This window comes from Rhodoblastus sp. 17X3 (genome assembly GCF_030056575.1).
Taxonomy (GTDB): domain Bacteria; phylum Pseudomonadota; class Alphaproteobacteria; order Rhizobiales; family Beijerinckiaceae; genus Rhodoblastus.
In genome coordinates, this window is sequence record NZ_JASHHX010000004.1 from 88,628 (window position 1) to 113,001 (window position 24,374).

Sequence of the window (24,374 nt, forward strand, 5' to 3'; positions counted from 1 at the left end):
CATGCAATACTTTGCGGCCGATCTTCAATTACTTCAATCCAAACATTGGTCCGACGACGCGCCGGTTCTGCCAGAGAACAAGTTCCTGGACGATAAGCCTGACGCTCCAAGGCCGCGATTCGGAGAGGAGCAATGGAACCTGATTGGCGCCATAGCGAGGAATAATATTTCAGATCGTCGTTGCGTCGCTGACTTCACGAATTTCTCAGACCCCGTGCGACGACTCACGGTTAAAGAACTCGCCATGCAGAGGCTCAACACACCGATCGCCTCCCTTTACAGCAAACCGGGCTGCATGGATCCAGTATCGGTTCGTGCCTTGATCATGAATCTTCGCAAGTTCTTCAGATTTATGGATAAACTAAACGTCAAAAGACTATTGGATATAACTCAAGATAATCTTAATAATTATTTAAAGATACTTAATGATTCCAGTACGAACAAAAGTACGATGCAAAAAAATATTGTTGTAATTTATTGGCTGCACGACGCGCGCGACTTTTTGTCCTTCGATTGGGTCCCGTTCAAGCCTTGGGGCGGCATCCCGCCGCATAAGGTCGTCGGCGGAAAAAAGAATAGCGAAAATAAAACTCCACGCATCCCTGAGGAAACAATGGGGCCGCTGCTACGGTGGGCCCTGTTATATGTAGAGCGGTTTTCAAACGACATCATTGACGCATCCAGAGTCTACGGGGATCAAGTAGGCGGGACAATTCTTACTGCCAAGAGGACCAGCCTGAACGAATACAGGTTGAAGCTGGAGTCATGGCTAGAGGACTGCCGCCGATCAGGAAAAAGGCTACCTGGTCATGCGGGCGATCACCCCGAGCTAAACATTCTCCGTATCGCTAAATTGTCGGGGCTGCCCAACCAAGCGGCTTATAAGCTCCGGCTTCGCCTTGAGGCGGCAATCCCGACACTCGGGATCGACAATGGAAGGATACCAGTGGCTGTTTCTGTTCTTCCAGAGACCGGAAAACCTTGGCGCGGTGACTTCACCGAGTGGGACGTTTTGAGCGAGTGCAAGGCTCTGATCACAGCCTGCTACATCGTCTGCGCTTACCTTTCGGGGATGCGGGACGGCGAGGTTCAGGACATACGGCGCGGGGCATATAGGCCGACACGAGACGAAACTGGGCAGATCATACGTCACAAGGTCGTCAGCCGGCGGTCCAAAGGCCGCGCTATAAAGCGGACCTGGGTAATCATTGAACCAGTGGCAAAAGCCATAGAAGTCATGGAGCAGCTGACGCAAACCATGCTGCCATCCGTAAGACGAAGCAACTTTCTGTTCGTGCAAATTCGCCCGAAGTCTTCCAACCCCACTCTTAAGGCGATGATCAATGTCTACATCGGGAAGTTCATCAAGACTATCAATAGCCAAACTCAGCCGCGTCTCGTTAAGCTTGGAATCCCCGCCATCTCGGTAGGCACTTCGGATGATCCTATCAAGATCACCACCCGAATGTTCCGACGCACCGTGGCGTGGCACATCGCCAACCGCCCGTTTGGCGTGGTGGCGGGAATGATCCAGTATGGGCACGCCTGCGAGATTACGTTCGAAGGTTACGCAGGCAGCTCAGAGAGCGGCTTTCGTGCCGAGGTTGAAGCCGAACGGGAAACCGCACGACGCATCGACATCCTCGAAATCTACGAGGACTATAAGCGAGGCGTAAAGCCTGCAGGCCCGATGTCAACGGAACTTGAGGCGGAGTTCAAAAACATCAGAGAGCAGCTCGGTGACTTTCGAGGGAAGATTGTAGACGATCGACGCCGCATGAAGATGCTAGAGCATCTGCGCATCCGCCTCTTCCCCGGCATGATGGCGGACTGCTTTTTTGAACCGAAGGACGCGGCCTGCTTGAGTCATCTCAAGGAGAAAGACCGCAAGCAACCGGTTGCAGGCATATGTGACCCGAACTGCCGCAATGCCTGCTGGCTGAAGAAGCACTTATCCGTTTGGGAGGGGAGCCTTGCCGATGTGCAGCGGCTGGCCGCCCGAAACCGCATCTCCCCCATCCAGAGAAAGATTCTGCGGGACAAGGCCAAGGAGTACAGGGCGGGTATCACCAGCATCCGGGAGGCTTGCCATGCCGGTTAACAGGGAGAATGCGGAGGCGCTTCGGGCCGCCATGACCACTATGCTAGCCATGGCGGAAGAGGACGGGTTCCGTTCCCTGACCTGGAACAACGTTTGCGCTACGGCGGGAGTGCCAAGGGCCACCGCGTCTCGGGCCATAGACATTATCGCGGAGTGGAAGGCCTCTGTCGCTGCCTTAAGGAGTCAAGCGGCATCCCCGAAGGAGCGCGGGCCAACGTCCTCCATCGAGCACAAAGCGGCGCGGGATGCCGTGATCATTGCGGCGCTCCGGCAGACGGTGCGAACAATGGGGGACCATATCCAAGCGCTGACGCTCGCGCTGGCCAAGAAAGACGCGTTGATTGCTACCCTCAAGGGCGAAAGCGGCCGCGACATCGTCATCATGCCGGTCGACAGGCGCTCATGACCGCGTCGTTAAGCCCAAACTTCGTGGCCGTAATCGACCTTTCCTTGAGGCTAAGGACCGGGCGTGGCAGGCGTCGCCGGCGAAACACTGCAAGGCGGCGTCCGAGTGGCAACTGGCATTTCAGCGACAGCTCGTCGACCGTGAAATTCGCTGAGGGTGGCAGATATTTTGGGGTTTGCGCCGATTTTGCGTATTCGTTTTCGCAAGGTTTTTCGTCGTGATCGCACAAAAGCTTGCGAATTCGCGCGCTGGCGCGCGCGAAGCCTTTCCCCGGCGGCCGCGGCCGCCAAGCGCGCTCATCGGACAGTGGATGCTCCCGACGCGCTCGCGCGCTGTCGGGAAACTATTGGCGCAAAAGCCTGAAGACACCGACAAGCTCTACGCCTTGCACTCGCCCGAGGTCGAGTGCATCGGCAAGGGCATGGCCGTCACCAACGCCCGCGCCGCCGGCGGCCAGTTCGTGCTCGGCGCCCTGGCCCGTCCCGGCAACCCTTATGACGGCCATACCCTTGCCGACCAGATCGCCCAGGTCGGATCACGGGCGTAAAAATCAAGCGCGTCTACGTCGACCGCGGCTATCGCGGCCACAAGCATTCTGGCCCCGCCTAGGTCTATGTGTCGCATACGAGAGGCATCGCTTCGCCGACGATTCGACGAGAGCTCAGACGCCGCAACGCCATCGAGCCAGTGATCGGCCATCTCAAAAGCGACGGGCTGCTTGAGCGCAATCATCTGAAGGGCGCAAAAGGCGACGCGATCAACGCCATCCTGTGCGCTGCCGGGCACAATCTCCGCCTGCTGCTGGCCTAGCTCAGGACTTTGCGCCTCGCCATCATCGTCCTCGTCGTGAGTCTAAACGCCGACGAGCCATCCCCACGTCACGTTCTCCCGGTGGCCTGACGTCGAAAAACGCAAAGCTCTTCAAGCCGCAGAACAGCACGATTGTCCGATCGTGGTGGGCATTTATTGCGGACCGTTTTTCATGGGTCTTGGCGAAGGCCGCGCGCATCAGATATCCGCCCGAGGCCTTGCAAAATACCACGCCGACAGCGACGACGGCCGCGCCCTTTTTGGCATGTGCTCGCTTCGGCCCGTTTCGCCGGGAATCCTTAGCTTGACAGTTTCCCCGCCATGGCTTTGCGTCGCACCGATTTCACTCGTCGAGGCTGGTCGCATGACACTGGTTGCTGCATGGATGGATTGGACCGACCAAAAATCGCCACGGTTGCTTTGCCAGTCAGACAGCCGGCTCTCCAACACGGCGACGAAAGACAAGATCACGGATCGGACTTCCAAGCTGTTTCGCCTGCCGCTCAACCTCCATCGAATGTCCGACCAAGACTTCGCGACCGCCGGCGGCTTGCGGGCGCCTTATTTTTCGTCATCGGTAGGGATGGGCTATTCGGGGGATACGATTCTCGCGCTCGACGTCATAAATGTCCTATCTCAGACGTTGCCGAATCTTGCGAGGCAAGACGAGCGGGAGGAACTATTGAACTGGGAGGAGATCGTCCAGCACGCACACGTCGTGATAGACGGAATCGTCAAAGGTTACGAAGGCATCGTCGACATCCAGACAGAAATTCTGATTTTCGGTGCGCGCCCGGCGGCGGCGGACTTCCGCAAGCTGGGCGCCCACCACTTCATAATCAAATCCGGACGGATAATTGCAACGGACGTCGATCTTTACAACGACAATTGCTTCGCCATCGGCTCCGCAGCCCCGCAATTCAGGGCCGAAGCCAAGGTGCCGGTCGCACTTTGGAGGCAGTATCGAGACGCGAAAAACCTTTACGAAAGGGCGACACCTGAGCAACATGACGGCCGCGAAATCGATCTTTGGAGCGCCCGGAGGGACATTTGCGACCATTACAAGAACGCCTTTTCGAGCGTAGTGAACTCTACCAATCGGACTGTCGGCGGTTCGATACAGATGATCGAGACCACCCCCGATTTCATGGTGGCGCGGAAGCGTAAATTGGGCGACCTGTTCGACCTTCCTGGAATCCACCAGGTCGGAGATTTCTCCGTCGCAGTTGTGACCGAGTTGTAAGCCAAATGGTGCGCATGGCCGCTCGAAATCGCGAAAAAGCAAAGGCCGCTCAGGATTGCTCCCTCGCGACCTTTGAGCCCGTAGCAAGCTAGGGGTGGGTGATGCTCATGTTATGGCGCAGCTGCCGAAAAATTAAAGGCGAAGCCGCCAGCGCAACCGTTTTTTGACGGGTGTTTCGCAGCGCCAGACTCCGCACAATAGGCTCACTTTATGTTCGAACGGCCGGGCTGCCGCGCGCGAGATGCGAAAAACCATCGCGCCGACCAGGACCAAAAACCCGACAAAAAAGCAATTATTCAGCTGTAGAACTTGGCGCAACCTGCCCGCAAAAGGCAAGCCACCAGCGGTAAGAACGAAATGAAAACAAGTTGCTTGCGCCGCGCCCGCAGGAATGGCTATGACTCACGTAAGAACGAAAGCGAAATTGATATTCAAGAAAATGGCCGGTCAAAAACAAAAGATTGCCCCCGGACGAGGAATTGCTGATGAAGGCTTTCGAATTTGACCACCAACTGATCGACACATACGCTCGATTTTCCCGGTCCTTCAGCACTATCCGGTCCCCCGACATCGCCGAAGAAATCAATCGCCAGTATGACGCTGGCCGATTCTGGCCGGACGCTTTGCTCTCGCTCAACCCGCGATTCCTGCCAGGACCGACCATCGACGACCTCGTCGCCTCCGGCGATCTCGACGAAGCCACCGGGAAAATCTTCCGATTCGGCGCCGATCCGCTGCGTTTTCACCGCCACCAGGGACAAGCGATCGCGAAGGCCCGCGCCGGGCAGAGTTATGTCGTCACCACCGGCACCGGTTCGGGCAAGTCGCTCTGCTTCTTCGTTCCGATCGTCGACGCCATCTTGCGCGCCCGCAAGGCGGGACGGCCACGGCGGACAAGCGCCATCATCGTCTATCCGATGAACGCGCTCGCCAACAGCCAGATCAAGGAGATAGAGAAATTCATCTCCCAGTCCGGCCTGGCTGATGACATCAAGCCCGTCGTGCGGCGCTACACCGGCCAGGAAAGCCAGGAGGAGAGGCAACGCATCGCCGCCAATCCGCCCGATATCCTGCTGACCAACTTCATGATGGCCGAACTGCTGCTAACCCGTCAGGACGACCTCGACGCCAAGGTCGTCGATAACGCCAGCGGCCTCGAGTTCCTCGTGCTCGACGAACTCCACACCTACCGCGGCCGTCAGGGCGCCGATGTGGCAATCCTCGTCCGTCGGCTCCGCAACCGCTGCGCGCTCGACAAACCCCTGATTTGCATTGGCACATCAGCGACGATGGCCAGCGAAGGCTCGGATACGCGCCGGGCCCAGGCCGTCGCCGACGTGGCTTCTCGCCTATTCGGCGCAGCGATCGGTCCAGACGCGGTCATCGACGAATCGCTCGACCGGGCGACCGACGACCGGCTCACTCTCTCCGACATACGTCCCAAGCTCGCCCAAGCTCTGACCAGTGATCTCCCCGACGACTTGTCTGACGCCGTACTGAAGCGGCATCCACTCGCGATTTGGGCGGAGCTGGCGATTGGTCTCGACGACGGCCAGACCCTCAAACGCAAGAAGCCCATTCCGTTCGAGGTAGCCGTCCAGCTGCTCTCCGACGACAGCGGCGTCGCCGTCGACATCTGTCGGACCAGCTTCGAACAATTTCTGACGCGCGTCAGCCTGCCGGAAACAGAAAGAGGCGGCCTGGGCGCGGCGGCGTTCATTGCTTTCAAGCTGCACCGGTTTATTTCCGGCGCCGGCGAAATCTACACGACTTTGGCCGCCCGCCCGCGCCGCGTCCTGTTCGACGGCCAGCTCGAGGATCCTGAAGCGCCCGGTAATCGGCTCTATCCGACCCGCTTCTGCCGTGAATGCGGACAAGAGGTCCATGTCGTCACCAAGCTCCAGGACGACGACGGCGTGCGCTTTCTGCCGCGCAGCATCGACGACACTCCCATTGATGGCGACGAGAGCGAAGTCGCGGGCTACTTGACGCCGACGGCAAATGGCGATCCGAACTACGTCTTCGACGGCACGATCGACAATTATCCCGAAGACTGGCGCGAGGAACGCGGCGGAATCGAACGTCTGCGCAGCAACCGAAAGGGCCGCGAGCCGGTCATGATGACGGTCGCCACCGACGGACGGTACGACACGTCAGGGCGGCCGTTCTGGTTCATCCCCGGCAAGTTCGGCTTCTGCCCCTGTTGCCAGCACCAGCCGGTGTCCGGGATGCGCGAACGCAGCAAGCTCGCCGGCCTGTCCGGCGAAGGCAGAAGCTCGGCGACAACCCTGCTCGTTTCGACCGCCCTCGAATGGATGAACAGACCGGAAAGCGGCGTTCCACAACAAAAGCGCAAGCTGCTCGGCTTCACCGACAACCGCCAGGACGCTGCATTGCAGGCCGGCCATTTCAACGATTATCTTTTCGTCAGCCTTTTGCGCGGCGCGATCTTGCGCGCGGTCCTCGACGCCGGCGAAAGCGGCATGACCGAGGACGAATTCGGACTGCGCGTCGTCAGGGCGCTCGGCTTCACCGCCGCCAACAAGGAGGCCCGCATCCACTGGATGCTGGACCACGAGGCCGGCGCCGTCGTGCGTGAGGACGCGCAGCGCGCATTGCAGAAGGTCATCGCCCATCGGGTATGGACCGACCTGCGCCGTGGCTGGCGGTTCACCAATCCGAGCCTGTCGGTGCTCAAGCTCATCGATGTCGAATTCATAGGACTCGACGACATCGCCGGCGACCTCGAAAGCCTCGTGGCGATCCTGCCCGATTTCGCCAATCTCGACCTCGACAAGCGCAAGAAGACGCTCAAGGATATTCTAAGCGCCATGCTCGAAGGCCTCGCTGTCGGCACCGAAGCGCTCGACCTGACTGTGCTCGACACCGTCGCCCAGAAATCCCGCAACCTGCTACGTGCCCCGTGGGCCATCGACCAAAAGGAAAATCCACGCAGCCGGACCAACCTGCACCTACAAGCACCCACCGTCGGTTTGCGCGAGGAGCAGACCATCCTGCGCGGCGGCCACAATTCGCGCATCGCCCGCCTCGTCAACCGCAAGAGTATTCTCGGCGTCAAACTCAAGAGGGATGACTACCTCGCCTTCATGACAGGCCTGCTCCAACTCTTCGCGCGCGAAGGCCTTGTCACGGCAGTCGACGTCGAGGCCGACCAGCAAGGCTGGCGGCTGTCGCCGTCCGCCGTGCGCATTGTGCCCGGCGAGGCCGTGCGCAACGGTGGCGCGCAGGGCAACCGTTATTTCCATGAGCTCTACAACGCCATTGCCGAAGACCTAAAACAGGGGCGCAGCTCTTTCTGGGGGCTCGAAGGCCGCGAACACACGGCGCAAGTGTCGCAAAAACAGCGCGAATGGCGCGAATGGCGCTTCCGCTTTGAAGACGACGACCGTAAGAACCTCAAGGACAACATCGCCGAGATCAAAGCAGCGGGCGAATCCGACCAGTTCCTGCCAGCGCTGTTTTGCTCGCCGACCATGGAGCTCGGCGTCGACATCTCAGCGCTCAACGCGGTCTATTTACGCAATGTGCCGCCGACGCCAGCCAACTATGCGCAACGGGCGGGTCGCGCCGGCCGCTCGGGCCAGGCGGCGTCGATCATCACCTATTGCGCCGCCCAGTCGCCGCACGACCAGTATTTCTTCGAGCGGCGCAACGAGATGGTGGTTGGCGTCGTGCGGCCTCCCGCGCTCGACATCACCAACGAAGAGCTCGTCCGTTCACACCTTCACGCCGTCTGGCTCGCCGAGGCGAAACTCGCGCTATCGCCAGACATTCCTGAGATTCTCGACCTCAAGCAGCCCGATTTCCCGCTCAAGCAGAAGGTCGTCGAAATCATCGACCAACCGTACCTGGCGACGCGGGCGGTCGCACCCATGCAGCGCGTGCTGGACCAAATCCTGGCGTCGGTCGGAGGTCGTCCGCCGGCATGGCTGGCCGACCGCACTGACTTCGTGCGCGAGGTCGCGACTGCGGCGCCCAAAGAGTTCGACCGCGCCTTCGATCGCTGGCGCGAACTTTACAACTCTGCGCGCACCCAGCTGACGACAGCCAACGCCCAGTCTGAGATCACCGGTCTTTCGGGAGCGGACCGCCGCAAGATCAAGGCCGCGCAGATGCAGGCGAGCGACCAGATCGCGATCCTCGAGCAGGGCAAGGCGACCAGCGGTTCGGACTTCTACTCATACCGCTATCTCGCAACCGAGGGCTTCCTGCCGGGCTACAATTTCCCGAGGTTGCCGCTCTACGCCTTCATCCCGGGCGAAGGCAGGCAGGGCGCTTTCCTGCAGCGCGCGCGATTCCTTGCGATCGCGGAGTTTGGGCCCCGCAGTCTGATCTACCACGAGGGCCGCGCCTATCGCGTCATGAAGGCCAAGCTCCCGCCGGAAGTGCGAACCGGCGATGGTTCCGAACTCGCGACCAAGGATATCTATATTTGTCCGAACTGCGGCGCGTGCCATGAAGGCAGCGTCGAGCGCTGCCATGCCTGCAATGGCCCCATGGCTGGCGAAGATCCTGTCAAAGGCACGCTGCGCATCGACAACGTCGAGGCCGCCCCCACCGAGCGGATCACCGCCAACGACGAGGAGCGTGTGCGCCAGGGCTTCGAGATCCAGACAGTCTTCGCTTGGCCGAGAAAGAATGGTCGCGTCCAGGTCACGGAGGGCGACTTCCGATGCGATGACGTGTCCATCTTGGCGCTGCAATATGCGAACAGCGCAGAGATCAGCCGCATCAACAAAGGCCTGAAGCGCCGGAAGAACCAGACCGTCTATGGCTTCAACATCGACTCGCGCACTGGCTACTGGGCGAAATCGGACGACGAAGATCCTGACGTAGACCTGCCGCCCGACGTCGAGCGGCCGGTTCGCATCGTGCCGATCGTGCGCGACCGCAAGAACGCCCTTCACATCCGGTTCAGGGAGCCCGAAGCCTACGAACCGTCGACGATCGCCACCGTGCAGCACGCACTGATGCGCGGCATCGAAGTCGTCTACCAGCTTGAAGAGGGTGAGATCCTGGGAGAGCCTTTGCCCTCGCGAGGCGACCGTCGCGCCATCCTGACCTATGAGGCGACCGAAGGAGGCGCCGGCGTTCTCAACCGGCTCGTCGAAGACCCAGACGCAATCGGCAAGATTGCACGCGAAGCCCTCAAATTGATGCACTTCGACAAGGTCGACGAGGCGATCGCCGCCGGCGACGCCAGCCTTTTGGTTGACCACGAACACGAAGCTTGCGTGCGCGGCTGCTACCGCTGCCTGCTCTCCTATTTCAACCAGCCCGATCACGAATTGATCGACCGCATCAGCCCCGAGGCCAAACAACTGCTCGTCGATTTGGCGCGCGGCCAAGTCGTGCTGGCGGCGCCAGGCCCGCGGCCGGAATCGCCCGACGGCTGGCGGGCCGCCTTCAACGATGCGGGCATTCCCGACCCCGATGCCGACGCCGTCCAATTCGCGGATCAATCCATGGATTACGTCTGGCGCAGCCATTTCGTGGCGGCCTGTAAGGCGCCGATCGGCGACACGGCGCGCAACATCGCCGAGAGCAAAGGTTGGACGGTTTTCGAATTGCCCGCGAACCCGTCTGAAAACATCCCCGCGGCAATGATTCTGAGCCTGACGGAATGACCCAATGACCATGAACTTTTCGCCCGGCGATCTCGTCCGCGCCCGCGGCCGCGAGTGGGTGGCGCTGCCATCCCCGCGCGAGGGCGTTCTCGCCCTTCGCCCTCTTTCAGGCAGCGAAAACGACACCATTGTCCTCGATCCGGCGCTCGAACTCCTGCCCGTCGAGCCGGCGCGGTTCGACCTGCCGGCGGACGCTGCGCCGACGGTGCAGGCGAAAGCCGCGCTGCTCGCCGACGCCATGCGACTGACGCTGCGGCGCGGCGCCGGACCATTCCGATCGGCGGCGCAACTTGCCTTCGAGCCGAGGACATATCAGCTCGTGCCACTCTTGATGGCGTTGCGGATGCAGGCGCCACGGATTCTGATCGCCGACGACGTCGGCGTCGGCAAGACGATCGAGGCGGGGTTGATCCTGCGCGAACTCATGGATCGCGGAGAACTCGACGCGTTTTCGGTACTATGCCCGCCGCATCTCGTCGAGCAATGGGTCGGCGAACTCAAGTCCCGCTTCGGCATCGAAGCAGTCGGCGTCACGTCGGGAACAGCTGCGCGTCTTGAACGGGGCCTGCCAATCGCCCAGACGCTGTTCGACGCCTATCCGTTCACCGTTGTCAGCCTCGACTACATCAAGGCCGACAAGCGGCGTGAAGGATTCGCCCGCGCTTGCCCCGACCTCGTCGTAGTCGACGAGGCCCACGCCTGCGTCGGCACGCATAAGGGCAAGCAGCAGCGCTTCGAGCTCCTGTCCGGCCTCGCCGCCGATCCCGAACGGCGGATGATCCTGCTGACCGCGACGCCGCACTCCGGTGATGAGGACGCTTTCAGCCGCCTGTTGTCTCTGATCGATCCGGATTTCGCATCGCTGAACTTCGACGACGCCAGGTTTCGAGAGCGGCTGGCGCGGCATTTCGTGCAGCGCAGGCGCATCGACATCACCTCAGGCGACTGGGGCGAGGATCAAGCCTTCCCGAAACACGAGACAGCAGACTTTTCCTACCGGCTTTCGCGACCACATCTCGATTTCCAGGAAGCCGTCATCGACTATTGCCTCGGCGTCGTGTCGAAGGCGGGCTCCGGCTTGCGCGAACGCCGCCTGGCGTTCTGGGGCACTCTCGCGCTGATGCGCTGTGTCGGCTCATCGCCAGCCGCAGCGTTGAGCGCGTTGCGCAACCGGGCATCGAACGAGAGCGATCGCCTCGAGACGCAGATTTACGACGAGGATGGCGACGACGAAGACGCCGTTGACCTCGAACCCGGCGCGGTTTTCAACCTCGATCCGGCGCTGCAGGCGCTGATCGACCGCGCAGAAGGGCTGCTCAAGAGCCCCGATCCCAAGCTTACCGCCCTGATCGATGCCTTGACGCCGCTTATCAAAAATGGCGCTAACCCGGTCGTCTTCTGCCGTTATCTCGCCACGGCCGAATATGTGCGCAACGCCCTGCGCAAGGCGTTTCCGAAGCTCACCGTCGAGGCGGTGACCGGCGTGCTGACGCCCGACGAGCGCCGCGACCGCGTCGCCGACATGGCGCCAGCCGACGACGCCAAGGAAACCCAACGCCTTCTCGTCGCCACCGACTGCCTGTCGGAAGGCATCAACCTGCAACTGCTGTTCGACACCGTCGTCCACTACGACCTGTCTTGGAACCCGACCCGCCATCAACAGCGGGAAGGGCGCGTCGACCGCTTCGGCCAGCCGGCCAAGGTGGTCCGCTCGATCATGATGTTCTCCCCCGATAGCGCCATCGACGGCGCCGTGCTCGAAGTCATCCTCAACAAAGCGAAGAAAATCCGCGAGGCGACCGGCATCACTGTTCCCTTGCCGGACGACCGCGGGCCGCTCACCGACGCATTGATGGCGGCGGTGATGCTGCGCCGCGGCGGCGTGCAGCAACTCGCCCTCGACCTGCGCCTCGAAGACGGCGCCAAGGCGATGGACGCGCGCTGGCGCGACGCCATGGAAAACGAGAAGAAATCCCGCGCCCGCTTCGCCCAGAATGCGATGAAACCGCAGGAGGTCGTGCCGGAATGGCAGAAGGTCAAGACCTTCCTCGGCTCACCGGCTGACGCGAAAGTCTTCGTCGAGCGCGCCATGTCGCGCTTCGGCGTGCCGGTCGAACACAAGAAATCTCTGCTCCTCGCTCATGTCCACGCGCTCCAAACGGGCTTACGGGAACGATTAGAGCAGGGCGGCCTCGCTGGCACGGTTCGTCTCGCTTTAGCCGAGCCGGCTCCATCCGGCGCAACGCTGTTGACCCGCACCCACCCGCTGACCGCGACCCTTGCGGAAGCCCTGGTCGAAGCCTCGCTCGAACCGGAAAGCCTGACCAATCTCGGCGTTGGCCGCGTTGGCGCCTGGCCGACGCCGGCGGTGCAGCAGCTGACCCGTCTGGCGCTGTTGCGCATCCGCTTCAAACTGACCATCCACGCTCGCAAGGAGCGCCTGCTGCTCGCGGAAGAAGCGGCGCTGGTCGCAATCCAGGGTCAATCGATTGTTGCTGACGGCGAAGCGGCGCGCGGCCTCATCAACACGCCCGCTGCCGCAGATCTCGCGCCGGTGGCCCGCGACCGGTTCATCGGTAAGGCCAAGGATGACTTGCAGAACCTGCTCGACGGCCCGTTGGCTCAATTCGTCAAGACGCGGGCGGAGCAGCTCATGCGCGACCATGCGCGCCTGCGCGCCGCGGCAGGCTCCTCGTCGCGCGTCACCGTCGATGCCGTCATGCCGCCCGATGTCATCGGGCTCTTCGTCTTGATTCCGAGCGAGGTCTGAGTCATGGCCCGCAAACCCGTCACCGACATGTCGGCGTGGCCGTCGCTTACATTGGAAGGAAGCCTGATCGCGCCTGCCATGGTCGCGCAGATTTCCCAGCCCAAGGAGGACGGCGACACGCGCGAAGGCTACGGCGTCCGCAAGGGCCTGACCATCCGTGACGAGATCTCAACCGCCTTCCGTGTCGGCCAATCGCACTATGACGCCTTCGCCAAGCTCGACAATCCGTCACTTGAAGCGACGAAGCGCTTCGTCCGCGACTTCCTGAAGGAGACCTTCGGTTTCGACGATCTCGCGCCACACGCCGGCGCGGTCGCATTCGTTGCCGGCGAGCGCGCGCCGGTCGTGGTCGCGCCGCGCAGCGATGACAAGCTCGACCGCCGCAGCCCAACGCTATCGATCGAACGGTCGCTGTCGCCGGCCTTCGCGCTGCAAGACTACCTCAACGACCACGACAACGCGTTGTGGGGCCTCGTCACCAATGGCGCAACGATCCGGCTGATGCGGGACAACGCCTCGCTGACGCGGCCGGCCTATATCGAAGCCGATCTTGCCCAAATCTTCGCCAATGAGGACGCCGCCTCCTTCGCGGCCCTGTGGCTGCTTATCCACCGCAGCCGTTTCGGCGTCGCCGGCGCCCCGGCGTCCGACTGCGCGCTGGAACGCTGGCGCGATGCAGGCGCCCGAGAGGGCGAGGCCGCCCGCGACCGCCTTGCCGATCAGGTTCGGGAAGCGCTCAAAATTCTGGGTTCAGGCTTTCTCGAAGCCAATCCGGATCTCTCATCAAAACTGAAATCCGGCGAGCTCGACCTGACCGAATGGTTCAACGAACTGCTTCGTCTGGTTTATCGCCTGATCTTCCTCATGGTGGCCGAGGATCGAAACCTCCTCCATCCGGAAAAGGCCAAGCCGGAAGCGCGCAAGCTTTACGCAGACGGCTACGGCTTCGCCACGCTCCGCGCCCAGTGTTTCCGCGCTGCAACCTGGGACCGGCACCACGACCGCTATGAAGGGATTAAGGTCGTCTTCCGCGCCTTGACCCATGGCCAGGACGCACTCGCCCTTCCCGCTCTTGGCGGTCTTTTCAGGGAAGACAAATTACCACACCTCGAAACTGCGCGCCTGCGCAACAAGGCCTTCATGGCGGCGCTCTACCACCTGTCGTGGCTTTCCGAGAAAGCCGGCATGGTTCCGGTCAACTGGCGCGCGATGAAAACCGAGGAATTGGGATCAGTCTACGAATCCCTCCTCGAACTGCAGCCGCAGCTCGGCAATGACGGCAAGACGCTCGTCTTTGCCTCAGAAGCAGCCGAGCAGAAGGGCAACCAGCGCAAGACGACAGGTTCCTATTATACGCCGGACAGTCTGGTTCAGGCTCTGCTCGACACCGCGCTCGATCCCGTCCTCGACAAGATCGAAGCCGAGGCCGCCGAACCGGCAAAGGCCCTGCTGAAACTCGCTGTCATCGACCCGGCCTGCGGCTCGGGCCATTTCTTGCTCGGGGCTGCCAGCCGCATCGCTGCCCGTCTGGCCCGAATCCGCGCCGAGGGCGCGCCCTCCCTCGCCGATTTCCGCCATGCGCTACGCGACGTCGCCCGCAATTGTATCTATGGCGTCGATCGCAATCCAATGGCGGTGGAGTTGACGAAGGTCGCGCTCTGGATCGAGACTGTCGATCCAGGCCTTCCTCTGGGCTTTTTTGACGCGCAGATCCGCTGCGGCGACGCGCTGCTCGGCGTTTTCGATCTCAAGGTTTTGCAGGAAGGAATCCCTGACGCCGCCTACAAGCCGCTGGCCGGCGACGACAAGGACACCGCGAAATATTACCTGCAAACCAACCGTGCCGCGACATCAGGCCAGGGTGGTTTTGATTTCGGCGCAGGCCAGGCCGCCATGCCGGAAATCCAGCCGTTGGCCCTGGATTTCTCAGCCTTTCACGATCTTCCTGAGGATAGCGTCGACCAGATCACCGCCAAGGCCGCGCGCTTCAAGGACCTGCGCAAACAATCATCCTTCGTCCGCGCCAAAGCCGCAGCGGACCTCTATATCGCGGCCTTTCTGTTGCCGAAAATCGGGGGCGCGCCGTCAGGAGCCACGGCCCGCAGCATACCCACGACTGAAGAGCTCTGGATGGCGCTCAATCAGGGCAAAATCCGGAACGCGATGTTGGATGCTCCCAAAGCGGCACGCCATGCTCGGGCCTTCCACTGGCCGCTCGAATTTCTGGATGTGATGCAGCGCGGCGGGTTTGATGTCGTTCTTGGAAATCCGCCATGGGAACGGATCAAGCTGCAGGAACAGGAGTTCTTTGCGGCCCGCAGCCCGGAGATCGCCAACGCACCAAACAAGGCCGCTCGCGATCGGCTAATCAAATTGCTGGCCGCCGCACCCGAGGGCAGCGCCGAACGAGGCTTACATAACAACTTTACTTCCGCCAAGCGAGACGCAGAAGCGGCCAGCGAGTTTGTCCGCTTAGCGATGGAAGATGGCGGACGCTTTGCGATGACAGGCCGAGGCGATGTCAACACATACGCGCTGTTCGCCGAGTTATTCCTGACGCTTGCATCGGATCGCGGCCGTGCCGGTGTGATCGTGCCGGCCGGCATCGCAACAGATGCGACGACAGCAGCGTTTTTCGGAGAACTGATCTCAAGAGGGCGTCTGGCGAGCTTGCTTTCGCTTGAGAATGAAGAATTCGTCTTTCCCAACGTTCACCACGCATTTCGATTTGCGCTTCTGACGCTTCAAGCCTCGAACTCAAATGCGAGGCCTGAATTTGTTTTTTTTGCGCGACAACCTGGTCAACTATTTGATGTTGATCGACGATTTTCTTTGTCACCGGCAGACATCGTTCGTATCAATCCCAACACCAAGACTGCGCCGGTCTTCCGCTCACGCGCTGACGCCGAGCTCGCGACCAAGATCTACGGCCGAGTCCCGGTGTTGATCGACGAGAGTAAGGGGCCGAACGGCAATGCTTGGGGAATGTCGTTCGCGCGCCTGTTCGATATGTCAAATGACAGCAATCTATTTCGCACCGCCAAGCAACTTGAGGAGGAAGGCTTCGCCCGCGAAGGAGTGGATTGGACGCATGACGCCGAGCATTTCGTGCCGCTTTATGAGGCAAAGATGATTCATCAATTCGACCATCGCTGGGCTACCTTCGATGCCAGCGAGAGCCGTGATGCGACCTTCGATGAGAAGGCTCGCGCCAATTTTGAAGCGGAGCCGCGCTACTGGGTGCCTAAGAACGAAGTAGTAGGCCGCTTGACCGAAAAAGGTTGGTCCGGCGGCTGGCTTATTGGCTGGCGACGGATTTCCGGTATCGAGAAAATCAGAACCGTGATCGCCTCCGCCACCCCAGCAGTCGGGATGGGTGACAGCATCTTCCTCATGTTACCTACCAAGGAGAAAAGCCCCAATTTAAGTGCAGCGCTCTTGGGCTGTCTCTCGTCCATGACGTTCGACTTCACCGCGCGCACAAAAATGGGGGGAACAAACCTTAACTATTTTATCATGGAGCAGCTTCCAGTCCTCCCGCCGTCTGCTTATAGCGAATACGCTCTCGCCTACATCACGCCGCGAGTATTGGAACTAACATATACTAGCCATTCGATGGAGCAGTTCGCGCGCGACCTGGGTTATGATGGCCCGCCTTTCGTCTGGGACGAGGACCGCCGTGCACTACTGCGCGCCGATCTCGACGCCTTCTATGCCGGTGCCTACCGCCTGACGCGCGACGAACTGCGCTACATCCTCGACCCCGCCGATGTGATGGGCCCCGACTATCCGTCCGAGACTTTTCGTGTGCTGAAGGACAAGGAAAATAAGCAATACGGCGAATACCGCACCCGCCGCCTCGTTCTCGCCGCCTGGGACCGGATGGAGGCGAACGGCGAATTCGCGGCGATGGGGATGTGATGATCGAGACCCCTCAATCCTTCATCGTCCGCCAAGAATGCGACAAGGCCACGTTCCAGAACGGCTACCGCAAACCCCAAGGCGAAACGGCGGGCTGGGTGGCCTATGGTTCGACGACAGCGCACGGCACGATCCATCTCGCCGCCAGCGGCCCGAACGGCCCGTGGTTCCTGGCGCTCGACCACGCCGGCGTCATACAGGAATTGAACCTGTCCAAATTGGACATGCCCGGCCCCGGCCTCGCCCGCTATGCCTTCGACACCCTCGGCGCGCTCTATAAGATTCTGCCTCGGATCTACAGGTTGGCGGTCAGCCTCCCTGATGCGCCACTTCTCGCCTTCCAGGCGAAGGTCAAGGACCTGCCGAAAACCACCGAGGCCGAGCGATTGATCGTCCAGCGAGTCGGACAGGACATTTTCCGCGCGGCGCTAGACAATTATTGGGGCGGCGCCTGCGCCATCACGGGCATCACCGACCGCGCCCTCCTTCGCGCCAGCCACATCAAACGCTGGGCGGATTGCAAGACGGACGAAGAGCGCCTCGACGTCCACAACGGCATCCTTCTCGCCGCCCATTACGATGCCGCTTTCGACGCCGCGCTGATCACCTTCGCGAAGGATGCAAAGCTGCTCTATTCGCTGCACCTCAGTTCAGACGCGGTCGCGCTGCTGACACCGCCAGCCGCGATTATGTTCAGACTTTCCGACGAACATCAGCGATACCTCGACCATCATCGCATACGGTTTGCCGCGCTGAACGACGCTGCGAAGGCCGAAAAATGAACGAGCAACTCATTACATTTCTCAAGGCCGCGCTGGAGTGCAGCGTGTACGTCAGCCCACTCGATCCCGGCCTGACAGGCGAAGAACTTATGCTCCCGGAGCGCGACGCGATCGAGGCGGTGATCGCCTTCGTGCCGAAGCACTTCGGCGCGGTTCAAATCTTGCATTTTAATTTTGGCCGATCATCAAAAAGGAGCAGCCGTCGGAACCGTGATCGTATCAACATGATAGACGCGGACATTCGGGCGCATTATCCGGGTGTCGCTCGGTGATTTTTCGAAGAGGTGGGGGGATGATCGGTGAAGTCGATTTCTTGCCGGCAGGAGAAAGTAATGCCGACGCGATCTGCGTCCGTTATGGGGATCAACAGAGTGGCTGGTATTTGCATGTAATCGACGGCGGCTACAAGGACACAGCCGATACGATCATCAACCATATCGACGAGCATTACGGCCGTGACTGGCATATCAACCATATGGTGCTCACGCACGCCGACAATGATCATGCGACCGGGCTGATCGGCGTGATGGAACGGAAGCGCGTACTCAATCTGTGGATGAACCGCCCCTGGCTGTATGTTGATGAGGTTAGCAGCCATTTTCATGGCAACTTTAATCGCGCTGGGTTAATCGGCGCGATGAAGGCCCGCCACGAATATCTCGTGCGGCTCGAAGAACTTGCGACCGAACAAGGAACTGTCATCCGAGAGGTTTTTCAGGGCGCGAAGATCGGTCCATTCACGGTTCTGGCTCCGTCGCGGGAACGCTATCTACGGCTAATCCCAGACCTTGACAAAACGCCGCAGAAATATTCCGAGCAAGCCGTTTTCACCAATACGTGGAGCAAGCTCATGGAGGCGGTGAAAGAGTGGATCGATGAGCATTGGCACATCGAGACTCTATCAAACAGCCCAGAGCCCGTCTCCGCTTCTAACGAGACGAGCGTTGTGCAGCTAGGAGATTTCAATGGCGAAAAACTGCTTCTGACTGGCGACGCCGGCCCGCAGGCGCTTAATGAAGCGGCGGACTATGCTCAAAGCCTTGGCCTGCTTAATGAGTTTCCAAAATATGTCCAAGTGCCGCATCACGGCAGCAGGAAGAATGTAACGCCGGCGGTGCTGGATCGCTGGCTCGGTCCGAAGATGCAGCTCGGGGAGCGGTACGGTCACGCGTTCTGCTCGGTGGGTTCCGAACAAGAAGATTATCCGCGGGGTCAAGTCAACAATGCCTTCATCCGGCGAGGCTACCCAGTGTGGGTCACTAAAGGACAAAGCGTGTGCCAGTCATTCGGTATGGGAATGAGGTCCGGTTTTGTCCCCGCGGATCCGTTGCCGTGGTCGGACAGGGTGAAGGTATAACAATGAATTTTCCCAATATCGATCTGAAGATGTTCGACCACTATAGCCGCAACGCCCGTATCTATCCCGCTGTGATAGGGGCAGCACCCGCCATTGCAGCTTTGATGATCTTGTTCACATGGCGGGGAGTCTCGCTAACCAGCAGTGTTGCATCCGCCGGTCTGCTGGTGGTCCTTTACGCGATGTCGGACTTGGCTCGGCAATGGGGCAAGCGACTGGAACCCAAACTCTACGCGCGCCTCGGCGGCATGCCTTCGGTTCGGATGCTGCGTCGGAATGACGACACATTCGACGAAGGATCAAAGGAGCGCTACCGTGTTTTTCTTGCTGGGAAACTCGGTCGACCCGTTCCGACTGCGGAAGAGGAAGCGCACAATCAACAGGTAGCCGACGCGTTCTACGCGGCTGCCGGCAGTTGGTTGCGGGAAAACACGCGCGACACCAAAAAGTTCAGCATTTTGTTCAACGAGAACGTGACTTACGGCTTCCGGCGCAATCTGCTTGGACTAAGGTGGCCGGCTGCGGCCCTAAATTTCATTGTTTGCGCAATTTGCATTGCACTACTCTGGCCAGTCACTTGGCCTTTGAATATGGCCGACGATCTCACCGTTCGGGTCGTCATCGTGTTGCTCGTTGCGCTAATCCACGGTCTATATTTGGTGCTGGTGGTGACGTGGCGTGCGGCGGGAGATGCAGCTAATTCGTATGGCAGGCAACTCATACTCACCTCGGAAGCATTTCTCACCAAACCGGGTCCGGCTCAGCCAAAGCGGGCCAGGAAGGCGGCCACATCGAACTAACTGATTTGGCCCGAGAACCATTCTCCATCCGGCTTAGGGAATAATCTCAATGCTCGCGCAGGCACTGGCCTGACGTATCGGCGAGCGCGACGGTAGTCTACTCGGCGACGACGCATGTGTAGCCATCCGGTAGGGCGATGAGCATGAGGACCGGGAAACATTGCCTGAGGGAGAGGATGAGCGCCGTCGCTTTGTCTTGCAACGATGGGCCGCTGGTAACGAGGTGGTTATGCCAAGTTCCGAGAACATAAAGAGTTCCGCCAGAATTTGCATAGAGCCTCTTGGTCTGCGCCTTCAGGCCGGCAGTTCCGAGCACGAATTGGTGTTGTGAAAACATGCTGTCCGGTGGCGCCGGAATGAGGTCCACGACTTGGAACGAGTTGTTGATATGCGAGAAGCGGCCGACAATCACGCCGCCGGTTTCGCTTTGCGGTTTTGCCGCGATGTCGGAGCGAATGGCCTCATCGACGAGAGGGCTGATGCGGACGCCGATCCCTGTTTCGTCGTCAGATATAATCGTCCATGGCCGAATGTCACAGCGCATCCAGCTTTGCGACAGTCCGTCGGCGTGAAGGTTGCCGATTGCAATCTCGCCGTTGCTGGGCGTCGCACCGAGTCGTTGCGCAACGACGCAGCTCAACCCGGCGGTCAGCGCGCTGAGGCGATCGTCCGGCATCGGAAACGTCGCCGCGCTGCAGCCCTGTCCGATCAGGATTTCCTGGGCTTGCGCCGAAAAGACCTCGCGTCGAAGATTTTCGTCCGCTGCGATCATGCGGTAAGATTCGGCGGCGAGATCGCTCAGATTGGGATTGCCATTCGGCCCTTCGAACGCCGCATAGGCTACCGTGCCGGCGGCGAGCAAATGAGTCTCTCCCAGTTGAGGGCGCGCTTCCCAGGGCAAGCAGGAAAGTACTTCGCGCACGATCGTCGACGCCGTGGTGTTCAAGACCAGTTTAGTCGATTCGGACGCAAGTCGCTGTCTGCCTTGCTCTTCCGCTGAAATGGCCAAGACATCTTCATCGAGGAATGTGGCGCCCTGTCTTAAGCGCTGGATCTCGCCAGCGAGCATTTCTGCTTTTTGCCCAGCGAAGCCCAACCATTCGTTGTCATCAGGTGTAAGAGCATGGCGCGCGTAATTATGCGGCGACATGAAGCTGTGATCGACCACTCGCGCTGGCCCGCTTCCCTGGCGAGCCAGATGTATTGCGATCTTCGAGCCAACGCTACCACAGCCAACTAGCGTCCAGTCTGTACGCGCGGCATATTCGGGCGCTCCGGACGTTCGCCTCAAAATCTGTTCCGACAGTTGCTCACGCAGCGCGCATGGCCGAACTATCGCGCGGTCTGCTCGTTCAATGCTGGTCAATGTGCTCAGGTCGATGACGTAGGAACACAATTCGATGGGCGAGCCTGTGCCAATGACTGGGTATGGGCGCGGCGTCATCAAGGTGACGAGAAAGGGAATCTTTCCAAATCCTGCCTGGTCGGCTTGAAATGCGATCTGATTGATCTTGGCGTTTAGATGGCCGGAGCAGCCATAGAGCCCGGCGCGTTCGATCAGTTCGCCGACATTTGTCACCGTTTCAGGAAGGTAGGTGTCAACGATCGGCGGCTTTCCCGTTTCTTCTGCTGGCGCCCAAATCAATAAGCCGACCGAAACGCCGCGGAACGCGTTCGGTGTTATTTGTTGCAGGCCGTAGGGGCGGACGTTGAGATCGACAATCTCCAATGATCGATGGTCGATCCGAAAATGGCCGTTGTCGCTGTCCGCGACATAGAGGAATCCTGTTTTTACGGCCAGGCAGCCGCCCCCCGGCGTCATCAGATTGCGGATCGCAGTTCCGTCGACGACGGCGATATCCATGACCGCGTCGCGGCGCACGGGCTCCCAGCCATTTTCCGCATTGTTCAGGGCTAGCATCGCGGCTCTGTCGAGCCATTCGGCAAGCTGGTCTATCAGGCCTTCGATCCCGCGCGACTGCAGCAGCTCGCTGGCGCTGCCGGCGATCAGGCACGGCTGCGGTGGCATGTGCGCCGGACCCGGATTGATGTGCGGATGGGAGCGATTGAAATCGGGTCGTAGCGTAATCACCGGCGCGTGCAGCGGATAGGACGCCGGAAAATGAAGGGTCACGGACTCTGTCGCGCGCACGCCGTTGAGGCTCTCGCCTTTTGTCCGCCATGCGGCCGGCAATTCGGTCCACATATCGACTTCGGCGACGACCGAACCGTCATCGTGTTCGGCCGTCACCCGGCAATCCAGGACCGCCGGATGCAAGCCGACGAGGCGAAGGCCTCGATTGATGGCGAGCTTCATTTATCCGATCAGCCGTGACCGAGGGCTTCGGTCCCGACGCCGGTGCTCAGACCTGCGACCGCGGCTGCCCTCTTGCGCCCGGCTTTGGGTCCGTATTGGCTGACGGTGATTTCGAACGGTTCGTCGCCCGGATCATCCGCGAGGCAACGAAATTCGCCGGCCACCTTCTTGACAATGTTCTTGTATTCGCGTTCGGCGCGGATACAGGGCGGATCAATTTCGTCGTCTTCGATTTCGCAGCTGCTTGATAAGATCATCGCGCCCGCTTCGGCTTGCGCCAATGCACTGCGCGCCTTTTTCGAAACTTCGGCTTTCTCGCCCTTTTCGGACCAGCTGTCCCACGACAGGCTATGCCATGAGCAGTGATGCGGCGCCAACAGGACATCATATTTGAGGTCGTCGTCAGTGTAGGTATCGCGCACCTTTTCCCAGATCGCGACTTCGGCGTCGCCGCCGAGCAGGTAGCGCGCCGCAACCTTGGAGCCGACGAGCAGCGACAATTGCATCACCACGCTCGAGTCGTTTTTCGAGAGTTTTTCGTCCTCTTCGTCGTCGGCGGCTAGCATCGGCCCGAGAAGAAGGGATTCGAACGAGGTGTCGGCATTGCCGCAAATTTTCGAAAAGCGCGAGCCCGCTTTCATCACGATAGCGCCGAGCTTGTCCGTTTTGCCGTCAATATCTTCGCCGAGGATGAGGATGCGATCGCCGTCTTCGAAGGCTCCCTTCGTCTCGAAAACTTTGACCCGTCGACGCGCTTCGCTAATCCAGGCTTTGGCGTCGTCGCAGAGCGGCGACTTCTTCTCAGCGCGCCGGAAGATGAGCGGCGACGACCACATTTCACGGATGACGATCTTGTCGTCTTTTTCGCTCCAATCCTTCAGCGATCCGAGATGGAAGTGGTTGCGCAAGCCGGAACAGTGGTCTTGGTCTGGGTGGGTCAGAAGGAAGGCATCGACAAATTTCCGCTTGGCGGCGTCACGGTCGAGCCGCTCGCGCAATTGGGCGCCAACGTCTGGCGTTTCGTCATCGGAATCATCGGCCGCTGATCGAATTTTGATGTCGACAAGCAGGCGCTTGCCGCTTTCGAATTCAATTAATGTCATGTCGCCGTTGCCGACTTTAAAATGAGTAGTTTTAACAGGCATTCGCACCTCCAAATGAACTGCCACGCACAAGGTGGGTGTTCCTCATTTGTACGCAAGGGGGCGAACTAAATAATTCTTAAAAATTGGCGTGGCTTTTGCCGGTGAATCCGCGAAAAGGCGCTGCCGACAGAGCCGGCGCAGAGCAGGTCATGCTAGAACTCAATGTTGACGCCCTAAGGATGGGAGTATTCGCGTCTTCTACGAGTCGACTCAGGTGATCATGGCGCGCATCCATGCACGTCTCGGCAGTCGCGCGTACCCGTGACTTCCCAATTGAGCGGATGGAGGGCGTTTACGGTACCATACCGAAACGCCGGCGGCGAAAGCTGCCAACACGCCGCGTCATTGCTTGGCCGGCTCGATTGCCGACCCGTCCCTGCCTGAACAGCGTTCTTCACGGGCGAATCATTCATCTCCATGAATAGTATGTGCAAGGCAGCGAACTTTTTGCGAATCCCGAATTTGACGGAGCGCGCCTTCTTCGCCGCACATCTCACAAATCCCCGTCGAACATGCTTCCGCCAAGTCCGCGACGCGCTGCAACTGAGCAGCCACGTGCGCCCTTAGGCCGATAGATTCGACCTGGATCTTTAATCGCCCATTGATTTCAATGACTTGCGCGATACCGAGCTTAAAACCATGCATGGAGGCAAGCGCAAACATCTTTTCGAGCGAGCGACAAATCAAAGGATTCCAACCTTCGCCGCAGGTGATCGCGAAAGGGTGCGCGAGGTAGGAGGACCATGTCGCCGCTATCTGGGCGGGGTTATTCCCCACCGGAGTAGCGCCACGGCGCACAGATTTTGGGGGCAAAGATTGATCGGCCAGGTGCCCTTCGAATTGGTCGAAATTGAACTGTCTCGCGAACTCGTCTTCCCACACGGGCGACCAAAGTCCCAATGCCGCGCGCGAGGCGGACCATTGCCGCAGATCTGCGACACGCAGACGCTCTGCAATCTCGTCCAATTTTTGGTTGATGCGGGCCAAATTCGCACTTACGTCAAACAGGATGTCCGAATTTCGTCCGGCGAGATTCAATAACCGGTCAATTTTCTTTTCGCTCGCGTACATTAT

At 60.0% G+C, this 24,374-nt stretch carries 15 protein-coding genes; 12 read left to right on the top strand and 3 right to left on the bottom strand.

Features of this window, described 5'->3' with window-relative positions:
- The first annotated feature begins 1 nt into the window (after position 1).
- The 12 genes from QM467_RS06090 to QM467_RS06145 all read left to right on the top strand — a co-directional run bounded on the left by QM467_RS06090 (position 2) and on the right by QM467_RS06145 (position 19,838).
- Complete coding sequence (locus tag QM467_RS06090; RefSeq protein WP_283365418.1) at positions 2-2,101, top strand: hypothetical protein; 2,100 nt, start codon at positions 2-4, stop codon at positions 2,099-2,101.
- 31 nt (positions 2,102-2,132) lie between these two features.
- Complete coding sequence (locus tag QM467_RS06095) at positions 2,133-2,507, top strand: hypothetical protein (RefSeq protein WP_283365419.1); 375 nt, start codon at positions 2,133-2,135, stop codon at positions 2,505-2,507.
- Positions 2,508-2,817: 310 nt separating this feature from the next.
- Complete coding sequence (locus tag QM467_RS06100) at positions 2,818-3,054, top strand: hypothetical protein (RefSeq protein WP_283365536.1); 237 nt, start codon at positions 2,818-2,820, stop codon at positions 3,052-3,054.
- Between the two features lie 68 nt (positions 3,055-3,122).
- Positions 3,123-3,317, top strand: coding sequence for a transposase (locus tag QM467_RS06105; RefSeq protein ID WP_283365420.1), 195 nt, complete (start codon positions 3,123-3,125; stop codon positions 3,315-3,317).
- Between the two features lie 172 nt (positions 3,318-3,489).
- Complete coding sequence (locus QM467_RS06110) at positions 3,490-4,560, top strand: hypothetical protein (protein ID WP_283365421.1); 1,071 nt, start codon at positions 3,490-3,492, stop codon at positions 4,558-4,560.
- Positions 4,561-5,045: 485 nt separating this feature from the next.
- Positions 5,046-10,208: a DEAD/DEAH box helicase gene (locus QM467_RS06115; protein WP_283365422.1), complete on the top strand. Its 5,163-nt coding sequence runs from the start codon at positions 5,046-5,048 to the stop codon at positions 10,206-10,208.
- 4 nt (positions 10,209-10,212) lie between these two features.
- Positions 10,213-12,978, top strand: a complete 2,766-nt coding sequence (locus tag QM467_RS06120) for a DEAD/DEAH box helicase (RefSeq protein ID WP_283365423.1) — start codon at positions 10,213-10,215, stop codon at positions 12,976-12,978.
- A gap of 3 nt (positions 12,979-12,981) precedes the next feature.
- Positions 12,982-16,899 carry an Eco57I restriction-modification methylase domain-containing protein gene (locus QM467_RS06125; protein WP_283365424.1) on the top strand — a complete coding sequence of 1,306 codons (3,918 nt, stop codon included), beginning with the start codon at positions 12,982-12,984 and terminating at the stop codon, positions 16,897-16,899.
- Complete coding sequence (locus QM467_RS06130) at positions 16,899-17,681, top strand: HNH endonuclease (protein ID WP_283365425.1); 783 nt, start codon at positions 16,899-16,901, stop codon at positions 17,679-17,681. The genes QM467_RS06125 and QM467_RS06130 overlap by 1 nt, the downstream gene beginning before the upstream one ends.
- Positions 17,678-17,953 carry a hypothetical protein gene (locus QM467_RS06135; protein ID WP_283365426.1) on the top strand — a complete coding sequence of 92 codons (276 nt, stop codon included), beginning with the start codon at positions 17,678-17,680 and terminating at the stop codon, positions 17,951-17,953. The genes QM467_RS06130 and QM467_RS06135 overlap by 4 nt, the downstream gene beginning before the upstream one ends.
- A gap of 20 nt (positions 17,954-17,973) precedes the next feature.
- Positions 17,974-19,038 carry a competence protein ComEC gene (locus tag QM467_RS06140; protein WP_283365427.1) on the top strand — a complete coding sequence of 355 codons (1,065 nt, stop codon included), beginning with the start codon at positions 17,974-17,976 and terminating at the stop codon, positions 19,036-19,038.
- A gap of 2 nt (positions 19,039-19,040) precedes the next feature.
- Positions 19,041-19,838 (top strand): hypothetical protein, encoded by a 798-nt coding sequence (locus tag QM467_RS06145; RefSeq protein ID WP_283365428.1) that lies wholly within the window; start codon positions 19,041-19,043, stop codon positions 19,836-19,838.
- A 97-nt stretch (positions 19,839-19,935) separates the two neighbouring features.
- Here QM467_RS06145 and QM467_RS06150 read toward each other — a convergent pair whose 3' ends face one another.
- The 3 genes from QM467_RS06150 to QM467_RS06160 all read right to left on the bottom strand — a co-directional run bounded on the left by QM467_RS06150 (position 19,936) and on the right by QM467_RS06160 (position 24,371).
- Positions 19,936-22,155 (bottom strand): thiamine biosynthesis protein ThiF, encoded by a 2,220-nt coding sequence (locus QM467_RS06150; protein ID WP_283365429.1) that lies wholly within the window; start codon positions 22,153-22,155, stop codon positions 19,936-19,938.
- Between the two features lie 8 nt (positions 22,156-22,163).
- A complete protein-coding gene (locus QM467_RS06155; protein ID WP_283365533.1) occupies positions 22,164-23,324 on the bottom strand; it encodes a metallohydrolase in 1,161 nt (386 codons plus the stop codon).
- A 381-nt stretch (positions 23,325-23,705) separates the two neighbouring features.
- A complete protein-coding gene (locus QM467_RS06160; protein ID WP_283365430.1) occupies positions 23,706-24,371 on the bottom strand; it encodes a hypothetical protein in 666 nt (221 codons plus the stop codon).
- Between the last annotated feature and the right edge of the window lie 3 nt (positions 24,372-24,374).

Coding starts and splice junctions, on each gene's coding strand:
- QM467_RS06130 (WP_283365425.1), top strand. CDS start 16,899: ATGATCGAGACCCCTCAATCCTTCATCGTCCGCCAAGAATGCGACAAG.
- QM467_RS06135 (WP_283365426.1), top strand. CDS start 17,678: ATGAACGAGCAACTCATTACATTTCTCAAGGCCGCGCTGGAGTGCAGC.
- QM467_RS06090 (WP_283365418.1), top strand. CDS start 2: ATGCAATACTTTGCGGCCGATCTTCAATTACTTCAATCCAAACATTGG.
- QM467_RS06140 (WP_283365427.1), top strand. CDS start 17,974: ATGATCGGTGAAGTCGATTTCTTGCCGGCAGGAGAAAGTAATGCCGAC.
- QM467_RS06110 (WP_283365421.1), top strand. CDS start 3,490: ATGGGTCTTGGCGAAGGCCGCGCGCATCAGATATCCGCCCGAGGCCTT.
- QM467_RS06115 (WP_283365422.1), top strand. CDS start 5,046: ATGAAGGCTTTCGAATTTGACCACCAACTGATCGACACATACGCTCGA.
- QM467_RS06150 (WP_283365429.1), bottom strand. CDS start 22,155: ATGAAGCTCGCCATCAATCGAGGCCTTCGCCTCGTCGGCTTGCATCCG.
- QM467_RS06160 (WP_283365430.1), bottom strand. CDS start 24,371: ATGTACGCGAGCGAAAAGAAAATTGACCGGTTATTGAATCTCGCCGGA.
- QM467_RS06100 (WP_283365536.1), top strand. CDS start 2,818: ATGCTCCCGACGCGCTCGCGCGCTGTCGGGAAACTATTGGCGCAAAAG.
- QM467_RS06125 (WP_283365424.1), top strand. CDS start 12,982: ATGGCCCGCAAACCCGTCACCGACATGTCGGCGTGGCCGTCGCTTACA.
- QM467_RS06120 (WP_283365423.1), top strand. CDS start 10,213: ATGACCATGAACTTTTCGCCCGGCGATCTCGTCCGCGCCCGCGGCCGC.
- QM467_RS06145 (WP_283365428.1), top strand. CDS start 19,041: ATGAATTTTCCCAATATCGATCTGAAGATGTTCGACCACTATAGCCGC.
- QM467_RS06095 (WP_283365419.1), top strand. CDS start 2,133: ATGACCACTATGCTAGCCATGGCGGAAGAGGACGGGTTCCGTTCCCTG.